This is a genomic window from Geothrix paludis (assembly GCF_022808815.1).
GTDB lineage: Bacteria > Acidobacteriota > Holophagae > Holophagales > Holophagaceae > Geothrix > Geothrix paludis.
The window spans coordinates 1,152,249-1,171,870 of record NZ_JAKZLC010000001.1; the positions used below are offsets into that span (position 1 = coordinate 1,152,249).

Consider the following 19,622-nt stretch of genomic DNA (forward strand, 5'->3'; position numbering starts at 1 on the left):
TTCCCCCTCCCGGATGGCCAGCAAACCTCGCCTCGCCGGGTGCCGGCTCGAGGCAGGGCATTCAGCCCTGCCTCGAGCCACCCGGCTGAGGCTCGGCCTGCGGGATCTCCACGTTGCCGATGGCAGGCCATCGGGGCCGCCGAGGAGGTTCAGCCCTCGACCTTCAGGATCGCCAGGAAGGCCTCCTGGGGGATCTCCACGTTGCCGATGGCCTTCATCCGCTTCTTGCCTTCCTTCTGCTTGTTGAGGAGCTTCTTCTTGCGGCTGATGTCGCCGCCGTAGCACTTGGCGAGCACGTCCTTGCGGCGGGCCTTCACGTTGGTGCGGGCGATGATCTTGCTGCCGATGGCGGCCTGCACGGCCACGTCGAAGAGCTGCTGGGGGATCACTTCCTTCATGCGCTGGCAGAGCGCCAGGCCCAGGGTCTGGCTCTTGCTGCGGTGGACGAGGATGGACAGCGCGTCCACGGCCTCGCTGTTCACCAGGATGTCCATCTTCACCAGGTCGGATTCCATGTAGTGCTTCATGTGGTAGTCGAAGCTGGCGTAGCCCTTGGAGATGGACTTCAGCTTGTCGTAGAAGTCCAGCACTACCTCGTTCAGGGGCAGCTCGTAGACGAGCATCACGCGGTCCTGGCTCACGTATTCCAGCTTCTGCTGGATGCCGCGGCGCTCCTCGCAGAGCTTCAGCAGGCCGCCGACGAAGTCGGTTCGGGTGAGGATCGTGGCCTCGATGATGGGTTCCTCGATCTTGGCGATCTTCTGCAGCGGCGGCAGCTTCGAGGGGTTGTCCACGGGGGTCTCGGTCCCGTCCGTCAGGTGCACGTGGTAGCGCACGCTGGGGGCGGTGGTGATGAGGTCCAGGTCGAACTCGCGCTCCAGGCGCTCCTGCACGATCTCCATGTGCAGCAGGCCCAGGAAGCCGCAGCGGAAGCCGAAGCCCAGGGCGGTGGAGGTCTCGGGCTCGTAGGTGAAGCTGCTGTCGTTGAGGCGCAGCTTGTCCATGGCGTTGCGGAGGTCCTCGAAGTCGTCGCTGGAGGTGGGGAAGATGCCCGCGAAGACCACGGGCTGGATCTCCTTGAAGCCCTTCAGCATCTCCTTGGCCGGCTTGGTGGTGTTGGTCACCGCGTGGGTGATGGTGTCGCCCACCTTCACGTCCACCAGCGACTTGATGCTGGCCACCAGGTAGCCCACCTCGCCCACGGACAGGGTCCCCTGCTTGTCCATCTTGGGATCGAAGATGCCGATCTCGTCCACCCGGTGCTCGCTGCCGGTGGACATGAAGCGGATCTGGTCGCCCGCCTTCAGGGTGCCGTTCACCACGCGGATGAGGTTCACGATGCCCCGGTAGGCGTCGTAGTAGCAGTCGAACACGAGGGCCTGCAGCGGCGCGTCCGGATCGCCCTGGGGCGCGGGTACGCACTTCACGATCTGCTCGAGCACCTGGTCGCAGTTCTCGCCGGTCTTGGCGCTGACGTTCACGGCGTGGGCCGTGTCCACCAGGCCGATGACCGTGTCGATCTGCTCCAGCACGCGCTCGGGGTCGGCGCTGGGCAGGTCGGTCTTGTTGAGCACGGGGAACACCTCCAGCCCGTTCTCCAGGGCCAGGTAGGTGTTGGCGAGCGTCTGGGCCTCCACGCCCTGGGTGGCGTCCACCACGAGGATGGCCCCCTCGCAGGCAGCCAGGCTGCGGCTCACCTCGTAGGTGAAGTCCACGTGGCCGGGCGTATCGATGAGGTTCAGCGTGTAGGTCTGGCCGTCGAGCGCGAGGTACTTCAGCGTCACCGCGTGGGCCTTGATGGTGATGCCCCGCTCCCGCTCCAGATCCATGTCGTCGAGGATCTGGGCCTGCATGTCGCGCTGCGCCACCGTCTTGGTGAGCTCAAGAAGACGGTCCGCCAGCGTCGACTTGCCGTGGTCGATGTGCGCGACAATGGAGAAATTGCGGATCAGACTGGGATGAGCCACTGAGGAACCTCGAACTGGTCATTGTACTGTTGGAAACCCTCACTGTCTGCGGGGTTTTACCTACTGGGGCCTCAAGCCGTGGTTGATCCAAGCCGATGGGACCTTTAACCTCAAGGCCGAGAGCCAAGGAGTCCGCTTGTCCCACTTCGCGTCTCCCATGACCATCCTGATGGTAGAGGACAATGCCCTGCAGCGGCGGCTGCTGGAGGCGCAGATCCAGCCGCTGGGGCACCGCCTGATCGTGGCGGCGAACGGCGAAGAGGCCGTGGCGCGCCTCCGGTCGGACCGGCCCGAGCCAGACATGGTGATCATGGATGTGGTGATGCCGTCCATGGACGGCTTCAAGGCCTGCGAGGCCATCAAGTCCGATCCCGCCACGGCGGACATCCCCGTGCTGGTGCTGACGGCCCTGAGCCGGGACGCCAAGGACCGAAGCTACACCGCCGGGGCCGATGACTTCATCCGCAAGCCCGCCAGCAACCTGCTCCTCCAGATGCGCATCCAGACCCACCTTCGCGTCCGGGCCCTGTCACTCCGCACAGGTCCGCTGCCGCCCGCCCGCCCCAGGGTGCTGGTGGCGTCGGCCAATTCCATGGTGCTCACCCAGGTCCAGAACCACTTCGGCAAGGACCAGGCGATCTTCTTCGAGGCCCAGGGCGAAAGCCAGGCCCGGGCCCAGATTCTCGCCGAATCCCCCGAGGTGCTGGTGCTCGACACGGACCTCGCTGATGGCAGCGCCCTGAACCTGGTGACGACCTTGGGCCAATCGCAGGATCTGAAGGATCTGCCCATCCTCCTCCTGCACGATCCCGGCGAGCTCGAGGCCTGGTCCCGCCTCCGCGAGCCCGTGTGCGACGCCCTGGAGAAGCCCCTGACGGCCCCTGAAACCCGCCGCCGGGTGGCCCTCCTGGCCCGGCTGGCCCACCTGCAGAAACGCGCCGGTCAGGCATGAAGTCACCTAATCGCCGAACGAGAGGGGCCGCCTTCGGGCTCCTGGTCGCCCTCGCCGCCTCCGCTCCTGCCGCCTCCGTGGAAGGCCGGGTCACGGACGGCCACCGGGGCCTGGCCGGCGTCCGCGTCTACCCGGACCGGCAGCCGAGGGTTTCCCCCGCCGGGGATCCGCCCCTGGCGCTGACGGACGCGGAGGGCCGCTTCCACCTGGACCTGGAACCCGAGGATGCGGTGCTGGCGGTGGAGAAGGATGGCTGGCGCCGCGACCTGGTGCCGGCCGCCGAGTGGCGCGGCGACATCACCCTCAGTCCGGAGCCCAGGTTCCGCAAGGAGGCCATCTTCATCGTCCGCCTCGATTTCACGGACGAAGCCTCCAAGCTGCCGGACGGCGCCCTGCGGGAGCTGATCTTCTCGCGCCGCCCCGGGGTGGCCAGCGCGGCCAACTACCTGTACGAGGTCAGCAAGGGGGCCGTGTCCCTCGTCGAGGGCCGCTTCCTCAAGCTCCGGAGCGCCGACTTCCCCGCCCCGAGGACCGACGACCGCAAGATGGCCATGGCCGGCTGGGTGCTGGAGCGCCTCCAGGGCGAGGACCTCGGCGACTGCGACCGCCTCGACAACCGCACCGGCGCGGTGCGACCGGACGGCAAGCCCGACCACCTCTGGATCATCACGCCCGGCAAGCCCCAGTCGCTGACCGCCGACGAGGCCGACCTCAAGGCCGTGAGCCTCCTCCTGCCCCTGCCCTGGGACAAGACGCGGCGCTGGCCCCTGATCTTCATGACCGAGGAAGTGCCCCTGGGGAACATCGTCCACGAGGCCTTCCACTCCATGGGCGAGCACCGCGTGGACGACCTCTACCTGGATTGCGGCGATCCCCTCACGGCCGGCATCTGGGATCTCATGGACGCTGGCCAGTATCGCGGCTGGGACCGCTCCCACCCCGAAGAGGGCCCCTGGGTGGAGGACACGGGCTACAGCCCCTCCCATCCCACGGCCTGGGTGCGCTCCGAGCTCTGGTACCGCGGATGGTTCAGGGGCCTGGTCAACCGGCTCGCCGTGAAAGGCCCGTCCTGGGAGGGCTGGATCGCGCCGGTCTCCCGCGCCCCCGGCGCCGATCCCCAGTGGGTGACCCTGCCTGATCCCCGGAAGAAGGGTCGCTTCTTCAGCCTGGAGGTGCGCCGCCCCTGGGGCTTCGAGCGCGGCCGCGTGGGCGGGCGCTTCGGGCCGGGCCACGAAGGCCTGGTGGTGGCCACCGTCGATCCCTCCCTGCTCAGCACCGACGAACCCAAGGGCCCCGTGCGCGTGGTGGACGCCCACCCCGGCAGCCCCGAGCCGCCCAAGCCCCGCTTCCCCTGCGGCCGCTGGGAGCTGGATGACGCGGCCTTCAACGTGGGCCCCGGCGAGAACCCCAGGGGCCGCAGCGGGCCCCTGTCCTGGGAGGTCCTGGAGACCGATGCCAGCGGCCGCATGCGGGTCCGGGTGAGCCTGGCCCGGCCCTTGGCAAAAAAATCCCGCCGCCAAACAGCTGCCAAGTAAGATGAGGCATGATCCGAACCCGCTGCCTCCTCCTTCTCGTCGCTGCGTGCCTGGGCGCCCAGGACGCCCCGCAGGCCACGGCGGAACGCCTCCGCGCCGAAGCCTTCCGCACCCACGGTGCCTACGCGGACCTCGCCTGGCTCTGTGACCGCATCGGGAACCGCCTGAGTGGCTCGCCCCAGCTGGACCAGGCCATCGATTGGGCCCAGGGTCGGCTGAAGGCGGCGGGGCTCGTCAATGTCCATGCGGAAAAGGTCATGGTGCCCCACTGGGTCCGGGGCCGGGAGTCCGCCGAGCTGCTGCTGCCCACCCACCAGCGGGTGAACCTGCTGGGCCTCGGCGACAGCGTGGGCACCCCCGAGGGCGGCCTCACGGCGGATGTCGTCGTGGTGGGCTCCTTCGACGAGCTGGACAAGCTCGGCGAAGCCGTGAAGGGGAAGATCGTCCTCTACGACGTGCCCTTCCAGGGCTACGGCCGCACGGTGGCCTACCGCCACGACGGCGCCTCCCGGGCCGCCAAGTTCGGCGCAGTGGCCGCCCTGGTGCGGTCCGTGGGCCCCGTCAGCCTGGACACCCCGCACACTGGCGTCATGGGCTACGACCCCGCCTTCCCCAAGATCCCCACCGCCGCCGTCACCATCGAGGCGTCCACCCAGATGCGGCGCATGCAGGAGCGGGGCGAGCGCATCCGCCTGAAGCTCGAGATGGGCGCGAAGATGCTCCCCGACGCCCCTTCCGCCAACGTGGTGGCCGAGATCCGCGGCACCGAGAAGCCCGACGAGGTGGTGATCCTCAGCGGCCACCTGGACAGCTGGGATGTGGGCCAGGGCGCCCAGGACGACGGCGCGGGCACCGTCACCGCCATGGAGGCCGCGCGGCTCATCCAGTCCCTGGGCCTGAAGCCCCGCCGGACCCTCCGCGTGGTGCTCTGGACCAACGAGGAGAACGGCCTGCGCGGCGGCCTGGGCTACCGCGACGCCCATCGCCCCGAATTGCGGAACATCGTGGCCGCCTTCGAGACCGACTCCGGCAGCGAGCGCATCAAGGGCTTCAGCCTGGATCTCCGGAAGGCCACGCCGGAGGCCAAAGCGGGCGCTTTGGCCTCACTGAAAAAGATCGGGAAGGACGCGCTGGAGCCCTTCGGCACCATCGACCTCCGCCTGGGCGGCTCCGGCGCGGACGTGGGCCCCATGGTGGCCGAAGGCGTCCCCGGCCTCGGCGTCGGCCACGCTGCCACACACTACTTCGACATCCACCACACCCAGGCCGACACCGTGGACAAGGTCGACCAGGACGACCTGGCCTGGAACGCCGCCGCCCTCGCCAGCTTCGCCTACGCCCTGGCCCAGTCGGACGTGCGGTTCAACTAGGCCAGCCAGCCCAACTGGCCAGGATCACCTGCCGATCATTGGCTGATCCGCACCAGCTCCACATCGAAGACCAGCATGCCCGGCGGCATCCCCCGGGCACCCTGGTAGGCGAGCTTTTCGGGAATCCAGAATCGCCTGCGCTCGCCTTCCACCATGAGCTGGAGCCCCTCGACCCAGCCCGGGATGGTGCCTTTCAACTGCAGCGGCACCGAAACGCCTTTTGTCAGCGAGCTGTCGAACATCTTCCCGTCCGTGGTCCAGCCCGTGTAGTGGACGGAGACCCAATTGGCCGGAACGGGGTGCGCCTTCCCCGTTCCGGGCCTGAGGACCTTGAAGGCCAGGCCGGAGCGCAGCACCGTCGCGTCCGCGGGCGGGGCCGCCACCTCCGCCGGGGCCTGCGCGGGAGGTGGCACCGCATCCAGGAGCTCCAGGTCCATCACCACCGTCCCGGCCGGCCGGCCCTTGGCGCCCCCGAAGGCCTGTGCCTCCGGAAGCCACACCCGCCGCTGTTCGCCCACCACCATGGCCAGCAGCATCTCCCGCATGCCCGGCATCAGCCGGTCCAGACCCAGGTACGGCGCCTCATCCAGCGTCCGGGTGTTGGCGAAGACCGCTCCGTCCGCGCCCCACCCCGTGAAATGCACCCGGACGAATCCACCGGGCGCGGGGCGGGCATCCCCCTTCCCGGCCTGGATCACCCGGTAGGCCACCCCGCTGGGCGTGCGGAGGGCATCCGCCGGCGGGACCGCCAGGTCCGGTGGCGCGGCGTGGAGGCAGAGCGCGGGAAGCAGGACAGGGATGGGGCGCAGGGTCATGGTGACGTTCCAAGGAGGGCCCGGATGGGCCTGATCCAGGATACGGGGGCGGGCCGCGTCACACGCCCGGCGGAAACCCCACGGCCAGCCTCACGCCGGCGATGGCGGGGTCCACGCTGCCGTCGGCGCGGCGGATGAGGATGGGTGGCTCGACCTCGGGGCACCGGGCGCGGGCTTCGAAATCCTCGGGGTAGTCCTGGCGGCGGCCGGCGGCGAAGACGTCCAGGCCGTAGGGCTCGCCTGCCTTGAAGACGATCTCCCGGCGGTGGAGGCACAGCAGGCCGGCCGCGCTCAGGGCGGCCAGGGCGCGGTCGCGCTGGTCGTTGGGGAAGACGCAGGCGAAGATTCCGCCCGGGGCCAGGATCCGGGCCGCGGTCCTGGCGTAGTCCGCGATGCTGCCGCGCACCTCCAGGCGGGCGGGCACGGACTGGGGATGGGCCGCGGGCAGGCGGTGGCCTTCGGGCCAGTAGGGCGGCGTGCCCGTCACCAGATCGAAGGGGGCTTCGCCTTCGAACAGGGCGGGGTCGCGGAGGTCGCCCAGGCGCGGCGTGATGCGGGCCTCCTGCCCGTTGTAGCGGATGCTCTTCCGGGCCAGGCGCAGGCTCGCCTCCTGGGCCTCGACCGTGCGCACCACGGCGCCGGGGCAGCGCCAGGCGGCCAGGAGAGCCACGCTGCCGATCCCCGAGCCCAGGTCCGCGATGCGGCCCGCCCGGGGGCACCAGGTGGTGCCGTACCAGGCCGTCACCAGGTCGTCCACGCTGAAGCGGTTGCCCTTCTCCAGCTGGAAGATGCGCCAGCGCCCGCAGAGGCCGTCCAGGGTCTCGCCAGGCTCCGCCTCCACTCCGCCCGGAGGCACAGGCCCGGGCCGGGTCCAGCCCTTGTAGGCGGAGGCTTCGTCGGGGGCGGAGCGGCGCGGCATCCCATGAGTGTCCGATAAACCGCCTGGATTCAGAAGCGCCCCTGCGCGACACTCAACCATGGCCGTGCCTGGGAAAACCCTGGAGCCCGTCCTCCGCGAGGGGGAAGGCTCGGCCTGCGAAGGGGACAGTTGCCTCACCCTGGATGGAGCCTTCGATCGGGTGAAGGCGGCCTTCCTCCAGCACCACCCCAAGGGGGACGTGGCCCTGCTCCGCCGGGCCTTCACCGTGGGCCGCGACATGCACGCCACCCAGCTCCGGAAAAGCGGCGAGCCGTACTTCTTCCACCCCCTGGCCGTGGCCCAGAGCCTGGCGGACTGGCGGCTGGACGCCGTGAGCGTGGCCTGCGGCCTCCTCCACGACGTGGTGGAAGACACCCTCATGACCCTGCCCCAGGTGAAGGCGCAGTTCGGGGACGAGATCGGCGAGATCGTGGACGGCCTCACCAAGATGAGCAAGCTGGCCTTCACGGACAAGCACCTGCTCAACGCCGAGAACGTCCGCAAGCTGCTGGTGGCCATGGGCAAGGATGTGCGCGTGCTGCTGGTGAAGCTGGCGGACCGCCTGCACAACATGAAGACCCTGGGCGTCATGGAAGAGGAGAAGCGCCGCCGCATCTCGCGCGAGACGCTGGAGCTCTACGCGCCCCTGGCCAACCGCCTGGGCATGGGCGTGGTGCGCCTGGAACTGGAGGACCTGGCCTTCCGCCAGCTGGAGCCCGAGCAGTACGACTACCTGAAGAACGCGGTGGAAGCCAAGCGCGCCAAGCTCTCCGGCACCATCCAGGAGATCCACGGCTCGCTCCAGGCCATCCTCCGCCAGCAGGGCATCAACGCCCACGTCACCGGCAGGGTCAAGCACCTCTACGGCATCTGGAAGAAGATGGGCGCCCAGGCCAAGGGCTTCGAGGACATCCACGACTGGCTGGCCTACCGCATCATCTGCCCGGACCGCGCCAGCTGCTACACGGCCCTGGGCCTCGTGCACGGCCTCTACCGGCCCGTGCCCGGCAAGTTCAAGGACTACATCAGCCTGCCCAAGGAGAACGGCTACCAGAGCATCCACACCACGGTGCTGATGAGCTCCGGCGACATCTTCGAGGTGCAGATCCGCACGGAGGAGATGCACCTTCATGCCGAGGCCGGCATCGCCAGCCACTGGACCTACAAGGACGGTCGCATCGCCAACCGCCTGGAGATCAACCAGGTGGCCTTCCTCCGCCGCATGGTGGAGCTGCACCAGGACGCCCAGGACAGCCGCGACCTGGTGGCCAACCTGCGCGGCGAGCTGACCTTCAACCGCATCCAGGTCTTCACGCCCAAGGGCGACCTCCGCAGCCTGGTGGAGGGCAGCACGCCCGTGGATTTCGCCTACGCCATCCACACCCAGGTGGGCCACCGCTGCGTGGGCGCCAAGGTGAACGGGCGCATGGTGCCGCTGAAGCACACGCTCCAGAACGGCGACCGCGTGGAGATCCTCACCCGGCCCGACCACAAGCCCAGCCGCGACTGGCTGGGCTTCGTCAAATCCGCCGGCGCCAAGAGCCGCATCCAGGCCTTCATCCGCGAGGAGGAGCGCGCCCACGCCGTCACCCTCGGCCGGGAACGGCTCGAGCGGGAGGCCCGCGTCCTGGGCGTGCGCCTGGACGACCCCGAGTCCCAGGCCAAGCTCGAGGCGCGGCTGGTGGAGCTGAAGCTGGCGAACTGGGACGCGGCCCATGCCGCCCTGGGGTTCGGCCGCATCACGGTCCACAAGCTCCTCGAACCCCTGATCCCCGAGCCCGAGCGCGCCAAGCCCAAGGAGAACGTCTCCAACCTCATGGATTCGGTGGTGGTGGGCGACACCGCCGGCATCCTCTACGCCCTGGCCGCCTGCTGCAAGCCCATCTGGGGCGACGAAGTGGTGGGCTACATCACCCGCACCCGCGGCACCGCCATCCACCGGGCCGACTGCCCCCAACTCACGAAGGGGACCATGCACCCCGAGCGCCGCGTGAACGTGGCCTGGGGCAAGCACGGGACGGAGCTCTACGACACGGAGATCGCCCTCACCACCGAGGACCGTCCCGGCATGGTAGCCGCCATCTCCGAGGGCATCCAGCGCGTGGGCATCAACGTGCAGCGCTTCCACGGCTCGGCCACGGAGGAGGGCGCCGGCCTCTTCCACATCGCCCTGCGGGTGCGCGACCGCACGCACTTGGTGGAGCTCATGGCCGGTCTGCGGCGCATCCGCGGTGTCTACACGGTGGAGCGGGTGAAGGGCTCCGTGTTCGGGAAAGTGAAATAGGCCTCTCCCATGCCAGGCGTCAAGGATCTCCACGAAGGACACGAATGAAGATCGCAGGACACGAAGAAAGCACTGGGAGGAAGGGGTCTTCCCCTTCGGGAACGGGCATTTCTTCGTGCCCTTTGGACGCCTTCGTGTCCTTCCTGGAGGCCTTTTCAAAGAAGAACAAAGCATGAGCGCCTGGCGCCCCCCCGACGAAGCCCCGCCGGTCCCCTGGGCCCGCATCGCCGAGAGCCTGCGGCGGCCCCAGCTCGGGCCCGATCCGCACAAGATCAGCGCCCGCATCCCCGAGGATCCGCGCCGCGCGGCGGTCGGGGTCATCCTCTGGGGCGATCTCGCGGGCGCGCGCAAGATCATCCTGGTCCAGCGGGGCTACGGCGCGCCGCACCACCCCGGCGAGATCGCCTTCCCGGGGGGCATGGTGGAGCTGCGGGACCGGGACCTGCCCGCCACCGCCCGGCGGGAGGTGGCCGAGGAGATCGGCGTGTCCACGGGCCTATGGGAGCTGGGGTGCTTCCCCGACGGCGTGGCCAAGGCCCGGGTGCGGTTCACCCCGGTGTTCTTCCGCTGGGAGGAGCCGAAGCCCAGCTTCCACCTGGACCACGAGCTCGAGCAGGTCCTCCTGCTCCCCCTGGCGCCGCTGATGGAAGCTCCCTGGACCATCGAGCGCCTCGAACGGCACGGCCTGGCCCTCGACGTGCCCAGGCTCGAGCTGCCCCAGGCGCCGCTCTGGGGGGCGACGGCCTTCGTGTTGAAGGCCTGGCTGGATGTGCTGAAGGCCTGCGCCGACCCGGTGAAGCCGACGCAGGCCTGAGAGTGCCTAACAAAACCCCCACGGGGTCGCGCGAGGGCCGCCGGGCGAGCGAGGCGAGGAACGCGAGTCAAAGCGTAGCGGGTACTACGCGCGACGAGCGTGACGCGGCATCGCGATGCCCGCCGGCCCTCGCCCGGAGGGAGAAAGCCAGGTGGGCGCCCCGCGGCGTCAGGGCCCTTGAACGATGTCCCGCATCGCCCCGCGGGCCCATCCTTGCGGTGCATCCCACCTGGCTTTCTCGCGGCCTCGTCGGGGTTTTGTTAGGCACTCTAAGCAGCTACTTCACATTCACCGCCAGCCAGGCGGTGTTCACGGTGTCGTATTCGGTGGAGGTGGCACCGTAGAGATCCGCGGCCGCGTTCAGGGTCGCCACGCGCGCCCCGGCATAGTCTGTGCGCTTGGTCATGTAGGTGGTGAGGGCCCGGTACCAGATGCGGCCCGCCTTGTCGTTGCCGATGCCGGTGATGCTGGTGACGCCGTTGGTCATGGGCGAGGCGATGTTGCCGGAGAGATCATCCACCTGGCTGCCATGGGCCAGGAGGAAGAAGAAGTGGTTGGCCACGCCGGAGCTGTAGTGGACATCCAGGCGGCCCAGCGTCTTGCTGTAGAAGTCCGGGCTGCGGCCGTCGAGGCTGGGCTTGTACATCCACCGTAGGGGCGTGCCGCCATGGCCCCAGCTGTTCTCGAACAGCTTGTAGTTGGCGGTGATGGGGCCGGATCCCGCCGTACTGGGGATGAAGCTGCCGGTGCTGTTGTTCAGGGTGTAGAACTCCACCAGGGTGCCGAAGATGTCCGAGTTGGCCTCGTTGAGGCCCCCGGACTCGCGCCGGTACTGGAGGTTGGCGGTGGCGGAACACACGCCGTGGCTCATCTCGTGGCCGGCCGTATCAAGGTCCGCCTCGCCCACGGAGCCGCCCACCTGGCCGTCCCCGTAGGTCATGCAGAAGCAACTATCCGACCAGAAGGCGTTGTCGTACTGGCTGCTGTAGTGCATGCGGCTGAAGGTGGCGCTGCCGGCATCGTCGATGCCGTCCCGGCTCAAGGCGTTCAGGTAGAAGTCCCAGGTGGCCTGCATGCCCCGGTGGCCGTCCACCCCGGCAGTCTGGGCGTTCGCGCTCATGCCCGCCGTGCCGTTGTACTGCAGGCCGTCGCCCCAGACGTTGTCGGCGTCCGTGAAGATCGAGCCCGTGCCGGAGGTGCCATTGAGCAGGTTGGTGGTGACGTTGTTGCCGAAGGTGCCGCCGGTGCCCCGCGTCATATCCCGCAGCTCGTAGCCGGTGGCGGTGCTGTTGGTGCTGAGGCTCACGGTCCCGTACCACTGGGACTGGCCGGTACCGGTGGCGCCGGCGGTGCGGAGGGTATCCCAGGATTCGAGGATCCGGCCCGTGTGGGCGTCCACCAGGAAGTCCGTGTGCTTCGTCTCCTGGGCCCCGTTCTCGAGCTCCGTGTGGACGTGGTAGGCCAGGACGTATCGCGTGGCCCGGCCGGGACCCTCCGGCTCGAGGCCCGCCACGACCAGGGTGGCGGTCGGTTCGTAGGCGTAGGCGCCGCGGGGGGTCAGGGCCGCATGGGCCACCGCCAGGACCTCGGCCCGGCCCATGGTGGGCTCCACGTTGAGGGCCAGGCCGCGCGCCAGGTCATCGGTCACCGCCCGCACCCGGCCGTTCCGGAAGTGGACGATGGCCTCGCCCTCGAACACGGGCACGCCCTTGTAGGTCTGTTCCAGCCGGACGTGGTCCTCGCCAAGGGCATCGGAGACGAGGTTCCGGAAGGTGAAGTCGGCCTGCGGCCCAAGGCCCATCTGGAAGGCCCGGGCGACCAGGTGGCCCCGGGCTTCGCGGACCAGGGCATCGGTGCGGGCCTGGTCCGGCGGCGCGGCCAGGAGGCAGGCTGGGAGGAGGAAGGGGACCACATGGCGCATGGGACCTCCAGGCGAAAGGGGGGTCGGGGTGTCCACCCGACCTGGGGCCACGATGCTACTCCCGGCGGTTAAGTTGTGTTAATTTTTCGACCATCTTTGTTTTGCATGACCAATTATTCCCGATACTGGACTTGTGCAACCACGAAAAGGCCCGGACGCGCACTTGCGCGTCCGGGCCCTCCGGATCGAGATTGGGACTACTTCTTCTCGGCCTTCACCGAGCCGTCCTTGTCCAGGTACTTGTCGGGATCCTTCAGGAGGGCCTCGCCGCAGTACTTGCTGCACACGCGGTACTCGCGGCCCCGGACGGCGACGGCGGCGGACTTCGCGTCCACCGTCATCTTGCAGACGGGATCCTTGGTGTTGACGGCGGGCTTGGCCTTCTGGGGCGCCGGGGCGGCCAGGACGGCGAGGCTGAGCAGGGCGGTGTGCAGCATGGGGTCCTCCTTCGGGACTTCAGTTTATCCGCTACTTCTTGGCGTTCTTCGGCGTGCCGTCCTTCTCGAGGTACTTGTCGGGGTCCTTGAGCAGCGTGGCGTCGCAGCCGCCGCAGCAGAGGCGGTATTCCTGACCGCGGACCACCACGGTCTTGGACTTTTCGCTGACCTTGCCGCCGAGGACGGGGCACTTGGTGTTGGTGGCGGGCTTGGCGTGCGGCGTGGCCGCGACGGCCAGCGTGAGCAGGAGGTTGAGCATGGGGAATCCTATCGGTATCACGGCCCTGGGTTGGCCGGCGGTCCCTGGGCCGTGGACGGGACCGCCGGGGTGCGGATGAGCGTCAGCCTGGGATCAGGCCGGCAGCGGGGTGACCGGGCCTTCCACCACCTCCCGGCGCTTCCAGAGGTAGTAGATGGAGGGGTAGACCAGCAGCTCCAGCACGAAGCTGGTGGCCAGGCCACCCACCATGGGCGCGGCGATGCGCTTCATGACGTCGGCGCCGGTGCCCGTGCTCCACATGATGGGGAGCAGGCCCATGAAGGCCGCGAAGACGGTCATGGCCTTGGGTCGCACGCGCTTCACGGCCCCGTGGATGATGGCCTCCACCAGGTCGCCCGTGGTGTGCAGGCGGCCCTCCCGCTTCGCCTCGTCGTGGCTGAGGTCCAGGAAGAGCAGCATGAACACGCCGGTCTCGGCGTCCAGGCCCATGAGGGCGATGAGGCCCACCCACACGGCGATGCTCATGTTGTAGCCCAGGGCCCACAGCAGCCAGAAGGCGCCGATGGCGCTGAAGGGCACGGCCAGCATCACCACGGATGCCTTGAAGGCGCTCTTGGTGTTGGCGTAGAGCAGGCCGAAGATCAGCACCAGCGTGATGGGCAGGATGACCTTCAGCCGCTCCTTCACGCGGATCATGTTCTCGTACTGGCCCGACCAGGTGAGGCTGTAGCCCGGCGGCAGCTTGAGGTCCTTCTCCACGGCGGCCTTGGCATGCTGGACGTAGGTGCCCACGTCGAACTTCGAGGTGTCGAAGTCCACCAGCACGTAGCCGTTCATCTGGCCGTTCTCGTCGCGGATCATGGCGGGGCCGTTGGCCCACGTGAGCTCCGCGATCTCCTCCATGGGGATCATGGCGCCGCTGGGCGTGGGAACGAGCACCCGCCTGAGGGCATCCGGGCTCTCGCGGAAGTCGCGGGCGTAGCGGACGTTCACGGGATAGCGGGCCCGGCCGTCGAAGACCGTGCTCTGGTTGTCGCCGCCGATGGCGGTCATCACCAGCATGTTGGCCTGCTCCACGCTGAGTCCGTACCGGGCGAGCTGATCACGCTTGAGGACGAAGTCCAGGAAGTAGCCCTGGGCGGTGCGTTCCGCGAAGGCGCTGCGGGTGCCCGGCACGCCGGCGAGGATGCGCTCGGCGTCCACGGCCACCTTCTCGATGGTGGCCAGGTCCGCGCCGTTGATCTTCAGGCCCACGGGCGTGCGGATGCCCGTGGAGAGCATGTCCTGGCGGGCCTTGATGGGCATGGTCCAGGCGTTGGGAATGGCCGGGAGCCGCACCACCCGGTCCAGGTCCGCCACGATCTCCTCCTCGGTGATCCGGTCCCGCCAGATGGGGCGCAGGGCGGCCTTGAGGAAGTCCGGCGCCCAGGAGCTGAACCAGCGGGGCTTCTCGCGCCACTGGTCCTCGGGCTTGAGGACGATCACTGTCTCCATCATGGAGAAGGGCGCCGGGTCCGTGGCCGTGTCGGCACGGCCGGCCTTGCCGAACACGCGCTCCACCTCGGGCACGGTGCGGATGAGGCGGTCCTGCACCTGGAGGATGCGCTGGGCCTCGGTCTGGCTGAGGCCCGGCAGGGTCGAGGGCATGTAGAGGAGCGTGCCCTCGTTGAGGGGCGGCATGAACTCGCTGCCCAGGCTCACGAACGCGGGAATGGTGGCGGCCACCATCAGCACGGCCACGGCGATGGTCGCCTTGGCGTGCTTCACCACGAAGCGGCAGGGCCCTTCGTAGATGCGGTGGAGGAAGACGCTGATGGGGTGCTTCTCCTCGGCGTAGTACTTGCCCACGGCGAGCTGGGTGAAGGTCCAGGCCAGCCACTTGGGCTTGAACATGAAGGGCTCCACCCGCGCGAAGAGCATGCGCATGGCGGGGTCCAGCGTCAGCGCCAGGATGGCAGCGATGGCCATGGCCAGGTTCTTGGAGTAGGCCAGGGGCTTGAAGAGGCGTCCCTCCTGATCCAGCAGGGTGAAGATGGGCATGAAGCTCACCGCCACCACCAGCAGGGAGAAGAACACCGATGGCCCCACTTCCATGAGGGCTTCCAGGCGCACGTGGTGGAAGTCTCCGGGTTTCCCCGCCTCGATCCACTTCTCGATCTTCTTGTAGGCGTTCTCCACCTCCACGATGGCGCCGTCCACCAGCACGCCGATGGAGATGGCGATGCCCGCCAGGCTCATGAGGTTGGCGTTCTGGCCGATGCCGTACATCGGGATGAACGCCAGGGCCACGCTCACCGGGATGGTGATGATGGGCACGATGGCCGAGGGCACGTGCCACAGGAAGATGAGGATGATGATGGAGACGACGATCATCTCCTCGATGAGCTTGTGCTTCACGGTGCTGATGGCGTTGTGGATCAGCTCGGAGCGGTCGTAGACCGTGATGACGTCCACGCCTTCGGGCAGGCCCTGCTTCAGCTCGCCGATCCGGGCCTTCACGCGCTCGATGACGTTCAGGGCGTTCTCGCCTTGGCGCATGACCACGATGCCGCCCACCACGTCGCCCTGGCCGTCCAGGTCCGCGAGGCCCCGGCGCATCTCGGGCCCCAGGGTCACGGTAGCCACGTCGCCCAGCCGCACGGGGGTGCCGTTCTCGGCCTTGAGCACGGCCGACTCCAGGTCCTTCGTGGCCTTCACGTAGCCCCGGCCCCGGACCATGTACTCGCGGCCGCTGTATTCAACGAGGCGGCCGCCCACTTCGGCGTTCGCCCCCTTCACCGCCCCGATGACCGACTCGATGGGGATGCGGTAGGCCGCCAGCTTGTTGGGATCCACCTGCACCTGGAACTGCCGGGCCTGGCCACCCACGGTGGCCACCTCGGCCACACCGGGCGTGCTCTGGAGGCCGTAGCGGAGGAACCAGTCCTGGAGGGAGCGCAGCTCATCCGAGCTGTGCTTGCCGCTCTTATCCACCAGGGCGTACTGGTAGACCCAGCCCACGGAGGTGGCATCGGGGCCGAGGGAGGTCTGCACGCCCGGCGGCAGGTTGGCGGTGATCTTGGAGAGGTATTCCATCACCCGGCTGCGGGCCCAGTAGATGTCCGTGCCGTCTTCGAAGATCACGTAGACGTAGGAGAATCCGAAGTCCGAGAGGCCGCGCACGGCCTTCACCTTCGGCGCCCCCAGCAGGCTGGTGACGATGGGGTAGGTGACCTGGTCCTCGACGATGTCGGGGCTCCGGTCCCACTTGCTGTAGACGATGACCTGGGTGTCGCTGAGGTCCGGCAGCGCGTCCAGGGGGATGTTCCGCATGGTCCAGAAGGACATGGCCAGCAGCACCGCCGAGGCGGCGATGACCAGCCAGCGGTTCTCCGCCGAGAAGCGGATGATCCGCTGGAGGAAGGTCGGGTTCTGGGGATCGTAGGCCGTGGTTCCGCTCATGGCCGCCTCAGTGCTGGTGGCCGGACGGAGCCGGCTGGGAGGCGCCTGCGGGGGCCCCGGTCTGCGCGTTCTTCTGGCTCATGTGGGCCAGAGCGGCCTTCAGGCGGGATTCGGAGTCCACCAGGAAGTTGGCGCGGACGACCACCTCGTCGCCGGCCTTCAGGCCCGAGCGGACCTCCACCTGCTCGCCCACGGTGGCGCCGGTGGTGACTGCCCGGGGCTCGAACTTGCCTTCGCCCAGGGAGACGAACGCCACCTTGGTGGTGCCGGCGTCCAGCACCGCGTCCAGGGGGACGAGGAGGCCCTTGCGGCCCGGACCGTGGATCACCACGTCGCCGAACATCTCGGGCTTGAGGAGGCCGCCAGGGTTCGGGAACTCCAGGCGGGCCTTGGCGGTGCGGGTCTTGGGATCCATGACCGGATCCACGAAGGCGATGCGCCCCTTGAAGGTCCTGCCCGGGGCGGCCTGGACGGTCAGCTCGGCGGGAAGGCCCACCTTCACGCGGCTCAGCTCCGCCTCGTAGACATCCACCTGCACCCAGACGCGGCTCAGGTCTGTGATCTCGAAGGGGATGTCCGCCGGCGTGAGCCGGGCCCCCTCCACCACGTTCTTCACCGTCACGATGCCGGAGATGGGGCTGCGTAGCGTGAGGGCCCGCTGGACTTCGCCCGTCTTCTCCAGGCGGTCCACGGCTTCCGCGGGCACGTCCCAGAGCAGCAGGCGCCGTTTCGCGGCTTCCAGCAGCTCGCCGCCGGACTGCTGGAGCGAGCCGCTGCTCAGGGCTTTCTGGGTCTTCAGGGCCAGCAGGTACTCCCGCTGGGCGCTGACGAACTCGGGGGCGTAGAGGCTGAACAGGGGCTGACCCTTGACCACGGACTTGCCCACGTAGTCCACGAAGAGCTTCTCCACGAAGCCCTCCACCTTCACGTTCACCTTGCGAACGCGGGTCTCGTCGATGGCCACGCGACCCAGGGCCCGCAGCTCACCGCTGACGGTCCCCTCCACCACCTTCTCCGTGCGCAGCCCGATGAGCTGCTGGCGCTCGTGGTCGATCTTCACCGTGGCGTGGGATTCGATCCCCGCGCCTTCGCCCTTCAGGTCGCCTTCATAGACGGGGACATAGTCCATCCCCATCTCGTCCTTCATGGGGACCGGGGAGGTCTGGCTCGGGTTCATGGGGGAGCGGTAGTAGACAACCTTGCCCTTGTCCTTGGGGGCCTCGCCCTCCATGGGCACCAGGTCCATGCCGCAGATGGGGCAGGTGCCCGCGTGGTCCTGGATGATCTGCGGGTGCATGGGGCACTGGTACATCTGCTTCTTGGGCGCCGCGGCGCTGGCGGCCTCGTGCTCGTGGTCGTGTTTCGGGGCGGGCCGCAGCATCAGCGTTCCGCCGATGCCGGCCACCAGCCCCAGGGCCACCAGGCCGAGGGTGCGGAGGCGCGGGGCCCGGGTCGGCGCCGGGGAATCGAAATCGGGTCGTTCGGTGGTCATGGGGATCTCCTACATCTTCGACATGGCGGGGCCGCTGTCCTGGGCCTGGCCCGGGGCTTTGGCGGAGGAGGCGGACGTGGCCGGGGAGGCGGCCGCGCCGGCGGACAGGCTCGCTGAAGCCAGGGAGCCTCCGGTGATGGACGGCGTGGCGCCGAGGGTCGCTTCGCCCAGAGCGATGTGCTGGGCCTGGAGCTGGGCCAGGGTCTGCAGGTAGGCCCCCTGGTCGCCCACCCAGCCGTTGAGGGCTTCGAGGGCGCCCAGGAAGGGCGCGCGGCCGGCCTCGTACTGGGCCAGAGCGGCCTTGAACGTGGCCTCGCTCTGCACCAGGAGGCCCTCGCGGTAGAGGTCCCGGGTGCGGCGCAGGGTCTCGATCTGGATGGCCCGCTCCTCGGTCCGCTGGCGCAGGAGCGTTCGCACGGATTCCACCTCAGCGCCCTGGCCGAGGCGGTGGTGCTCATGCTCGGCGATGGCCCGCTGCTGCTTGGAGCGGCCGTAGATGGGCAAGGAGATGCTCACGCCCACCTGCCACATGGGATCCAGGCTGCCCCGGGGCATGATGCCGGCGGTGACGGCGAAATCCGGGCGGCGATCCAGCTTCGCCAGCTCCACCAGCTTCTCGGTCTGCCGGACGTTCGCCCGCGCGCCCGCCAGCTCGGGGCTGCGGGCCTCGACCTGGTCCGGCGTGAGGGCCGCAGGCTCCGGCAGGTCCGCCAGCGCCACCGTGGTGGGGATGGGATCCGCGGGATCGTGCTGGCGCAGCCGGTTCAGGCCGGCGAGGGCGGTCCGCTCCTCGGCCTCCAGGGACCACGTGGCCTGCTTGAGGCGCGTGAGCTCCAGCTGGGCGCGCAGCAGGTCGCCCTGGCTGCCCTGCCCCACCTCGTAGCGGGTTCGGGCCAGGCGCTCGGCCTGCTCCAGGAAGACCGCCTGCTGGGCCAGCAGCTCCTTCTGGCCCCGCACCAGCAGGAGGGCCGCATAGCCCCGGCGCACATCGGCCTCCAGGCTCATCTGCACGCGGCTGCGGGTGGCCTCGGACACGCCGACGCCCGCGGCGGCCACTTCCTTCCGCAGGCCGCGCTTGCCCGGCCAGGGGAAGGGCTGGGTGAAGGCCACGCTGTAGAAGCTGGTCTCCATCTTGCCGATCTGGAGGCCGTTGAAACCGTCGTTCTGGAGGCCCAGGGACAGGGTGGGATCCGGCAGCACGCCCGCCTGGGGAATGCGCTCCTGGTCCATGCGCACCGTGGCGTCGGCCTTCTGGATGTCGGGATGCTTGCCGAGGGCTTCGGCCAGGAGGTCCGCCAGCACCGGATCGGCCGCTGGGGTCGGCATGGATGTGGTTGGGTGGTGGGGGGCCTGGGCCAGGGCCGGCGCGGCGAGCACCAAGGCCGGGGCCAGGCGCAGCAGCGTGCGCATGGGGATCTCCGGAAACGGGAAAGAGGGTCGGCCCACTCCCAAGAG

At 69.0% G+C, this 19,622-nt stretch carries 14 protein-coding genes; 5 read left to right on the forward strand and 9 right to left on the reverse strand.

The features are described from left to right. Positions 1-149 precede the first annotated feature (149 nt). The gene (gene lepA, locus MLE64_RS05230) at positions 150-1,967 is read right to left on the reverse strand and encodes a translation elongation factor 4 (RefSeq protein WP_243316724.1); all 1,818 of its coding nucleotides are present in this window, start codon (positions 1,965-1,967) and stop codon (positions 150-152) included. Positions 1,968-2,103: 136 nt separating this feature from the next. On the opposite strand from lepA, the gene MLE64_RS05235 reads away from it, so the two are divergent. From MLE64_RS05235 to MLE64_RS05245, 3 genes are read left to right on the forward strand one after another with little or no spacing between them, the layout of a single operon-like run. Then, on the forward strand, positions 2,104-2,919 hold the full coding sequence (locus MLE64_RS05235; protein ID WP_243316725.1) for a response regulator: 816 nt from the start codon (positions 2,104-2,106) through the stop codon (positions 2,917-2,919). Further along, positions 2,916-4,454, forward strand: coding sequence for a metallopeptidase domain-containing protein (locus tag MLE64_RS05240; RefSeq protein ID WP_243316726.1), 1,539 nt, complete (start codon positions 2,916-2,918; stop codon positions 4,452-4,454). Before MLE64_RS05235 ends, MLE64_RS05240 begins: the two co-directional genes overlap by 4 nt. A gap of 8 nt (positions 4,455-4,462) precedes the next feature. Beyond that, on the forward strand, positions 4,463-5,824 hold the full coding sequence (locus tag MLE64_RS05245; RefSeq protein WP_243316727.1) for a M20/M25/M40 family metallo-hydrolase: 1,362 nt from the start codon (positions 4,463-4,465) through the stop codon (positions 5,822-5,824). A 35-nt stretch (positions 5,825-5,859) separates the two neighbouring features. Here the strand turns inward: MLE64_RS05245 and MLE64_RS05250 are convergent, their stop codons facing one another. Continuing rightward, on the reverse strand, positions 5,860-6,639 hold the full coding sequence (locus MLE64_RS05250; RefSeq protein WP_243316728.1) for an FKBP-type peptidyl-prolyl cis-trans isomerase: 780 nt from the start codon (positions 6,637-6,639) through the stop codon (positions 5,860-5,862). Between the two features lie 58 nt (positions 6,640-6,697). Continuing rightward, positions 6,698-7,558 carry a tRNA1(Val) (adenine(37)-N6)-methyltransferase gene (locus MLE64_RS05255; protein ID WP_243316729.1) on the reverse strand — a complete coding sequence of 287 codons (861 nt, stop codon included), beginning with the start codon at positions 7,556-7,558 and terminating at the stop codon, positions 6,698-6,700. Positions 7,559-7,616: 58 nt separating this feature from the next. Here MLE64_RS05255 and MLE64_RS05260 point away from each other — a divergent pair, with 58 nt between their 5' ends. Together MLE64_RS05260 and MLE64_RS05265 are read left to right on the forward strand one after the other, a co-directional pair. Further along, positions 7,617-9,842 carry a RelA/SpoT family protein gene (locus tag MLE64_RS05260; protein ID WP_243316730.1) on the forward strand — a complete coding sequence of 742 codons (2,226 nt, stop codon included), beginning with the start codon at positions 7,617-7,619 and terminating at the stop codon, positions 9,840-9,842. A gap of 172 nt (positions 9,843-10,014) precedes the next feature. Beyond that, positions 10,015-10,656 carry an NUDIX hydrolase gene (locus MLE64_RS05265; protein WP_243316731.1) on the forward strand — a complete coding sequence of 214 codons (642 nt, stop codon included), beginning with the start codon at positions 10,015-10,017 and terminating at the stop codon, positions 10,654-10,656. Between the two features lie 277 nt (positions 10,657-10,933). Here MLE64_RS05265 and MLE64_RS05270 read toward each other — a convergent pair whose 3' ends face one another. The 6 genes from MLE64_RS05270 to MLE64_RS05295 form a co-directional block, all read right to left on the reverse strand. Then, complete coding sequence (locus MLE64_RS05270; RefSeq protein ID WP_243316732.1) at positions 10,934-12,577, reverse strand: M4 family metallopeptidase; 1,644 nt, start codon at positions 12,575-12,577, stop codon at positions 10,934-10,936. A gap of 197 nt (positions 12,578-12,774) precedes the next feature. Beyond that, positions 12,775-13,014: a hypothetical protein gene (locus MLE64_RS05275; protein WP_243316733.1), complete on the reverse strand. Its 240-nt coding sequence runs from the start codon at positions 13,012-13,014 to the stop codon at positions 12,775-12,777. Between the two features lie 31 nt (positions 13,015-13,045). Further along, a complete protein-coding gene (locus tag MLE64_RS05280; RefSeq protein WP_243316734.1) occupies positions 13,046-13,273 on the reverse strand; it encodes a hypothetical protein in 228 nt (75 codons plus the stop codon). 93 nt (positions 13,274-13,366) lie between these two features. Next, complete coding sequence (locus MLE64_RS05285) at positions 13,367-16,675, reverse strand: efflux RND transporter permease subunit (RefSeq protein WP_243316735.1); 3,309 nt, start codon at positions 16,673-16,675, stop codon at positions 13,367-13,369. A gap of 7 nt (positions 16,676-16,682) precedes the next feature. Then, positions 16,683-18,167 (reverse strand): efflux RND transporter periplasmic adaptor subunit, encoded by a 1,485-nt coding sequence (locus MLE64_RS05290; RefSeq protein WP_243316736.1) that lies wholly within the window; start codon positions 18,165-18,167, stop codon positions 16,683-16,685. 9 nt (positions 18,168-18,176) lie between these two features. After that, positions 18,177-19,577 carry a TolC family protein gene (locus MLE64_RS05295; protein WP_243316737.1) on the reverse strand — a complete coding sequence of 467 codons (1,401 nt, stop codon included), beginning with the start codon at positions 19,575-19,577 and terminating at the stop codon, positions 18,177-18,179. Positions 19,578-19,622 lie beyond the last annotated feature (45 nt).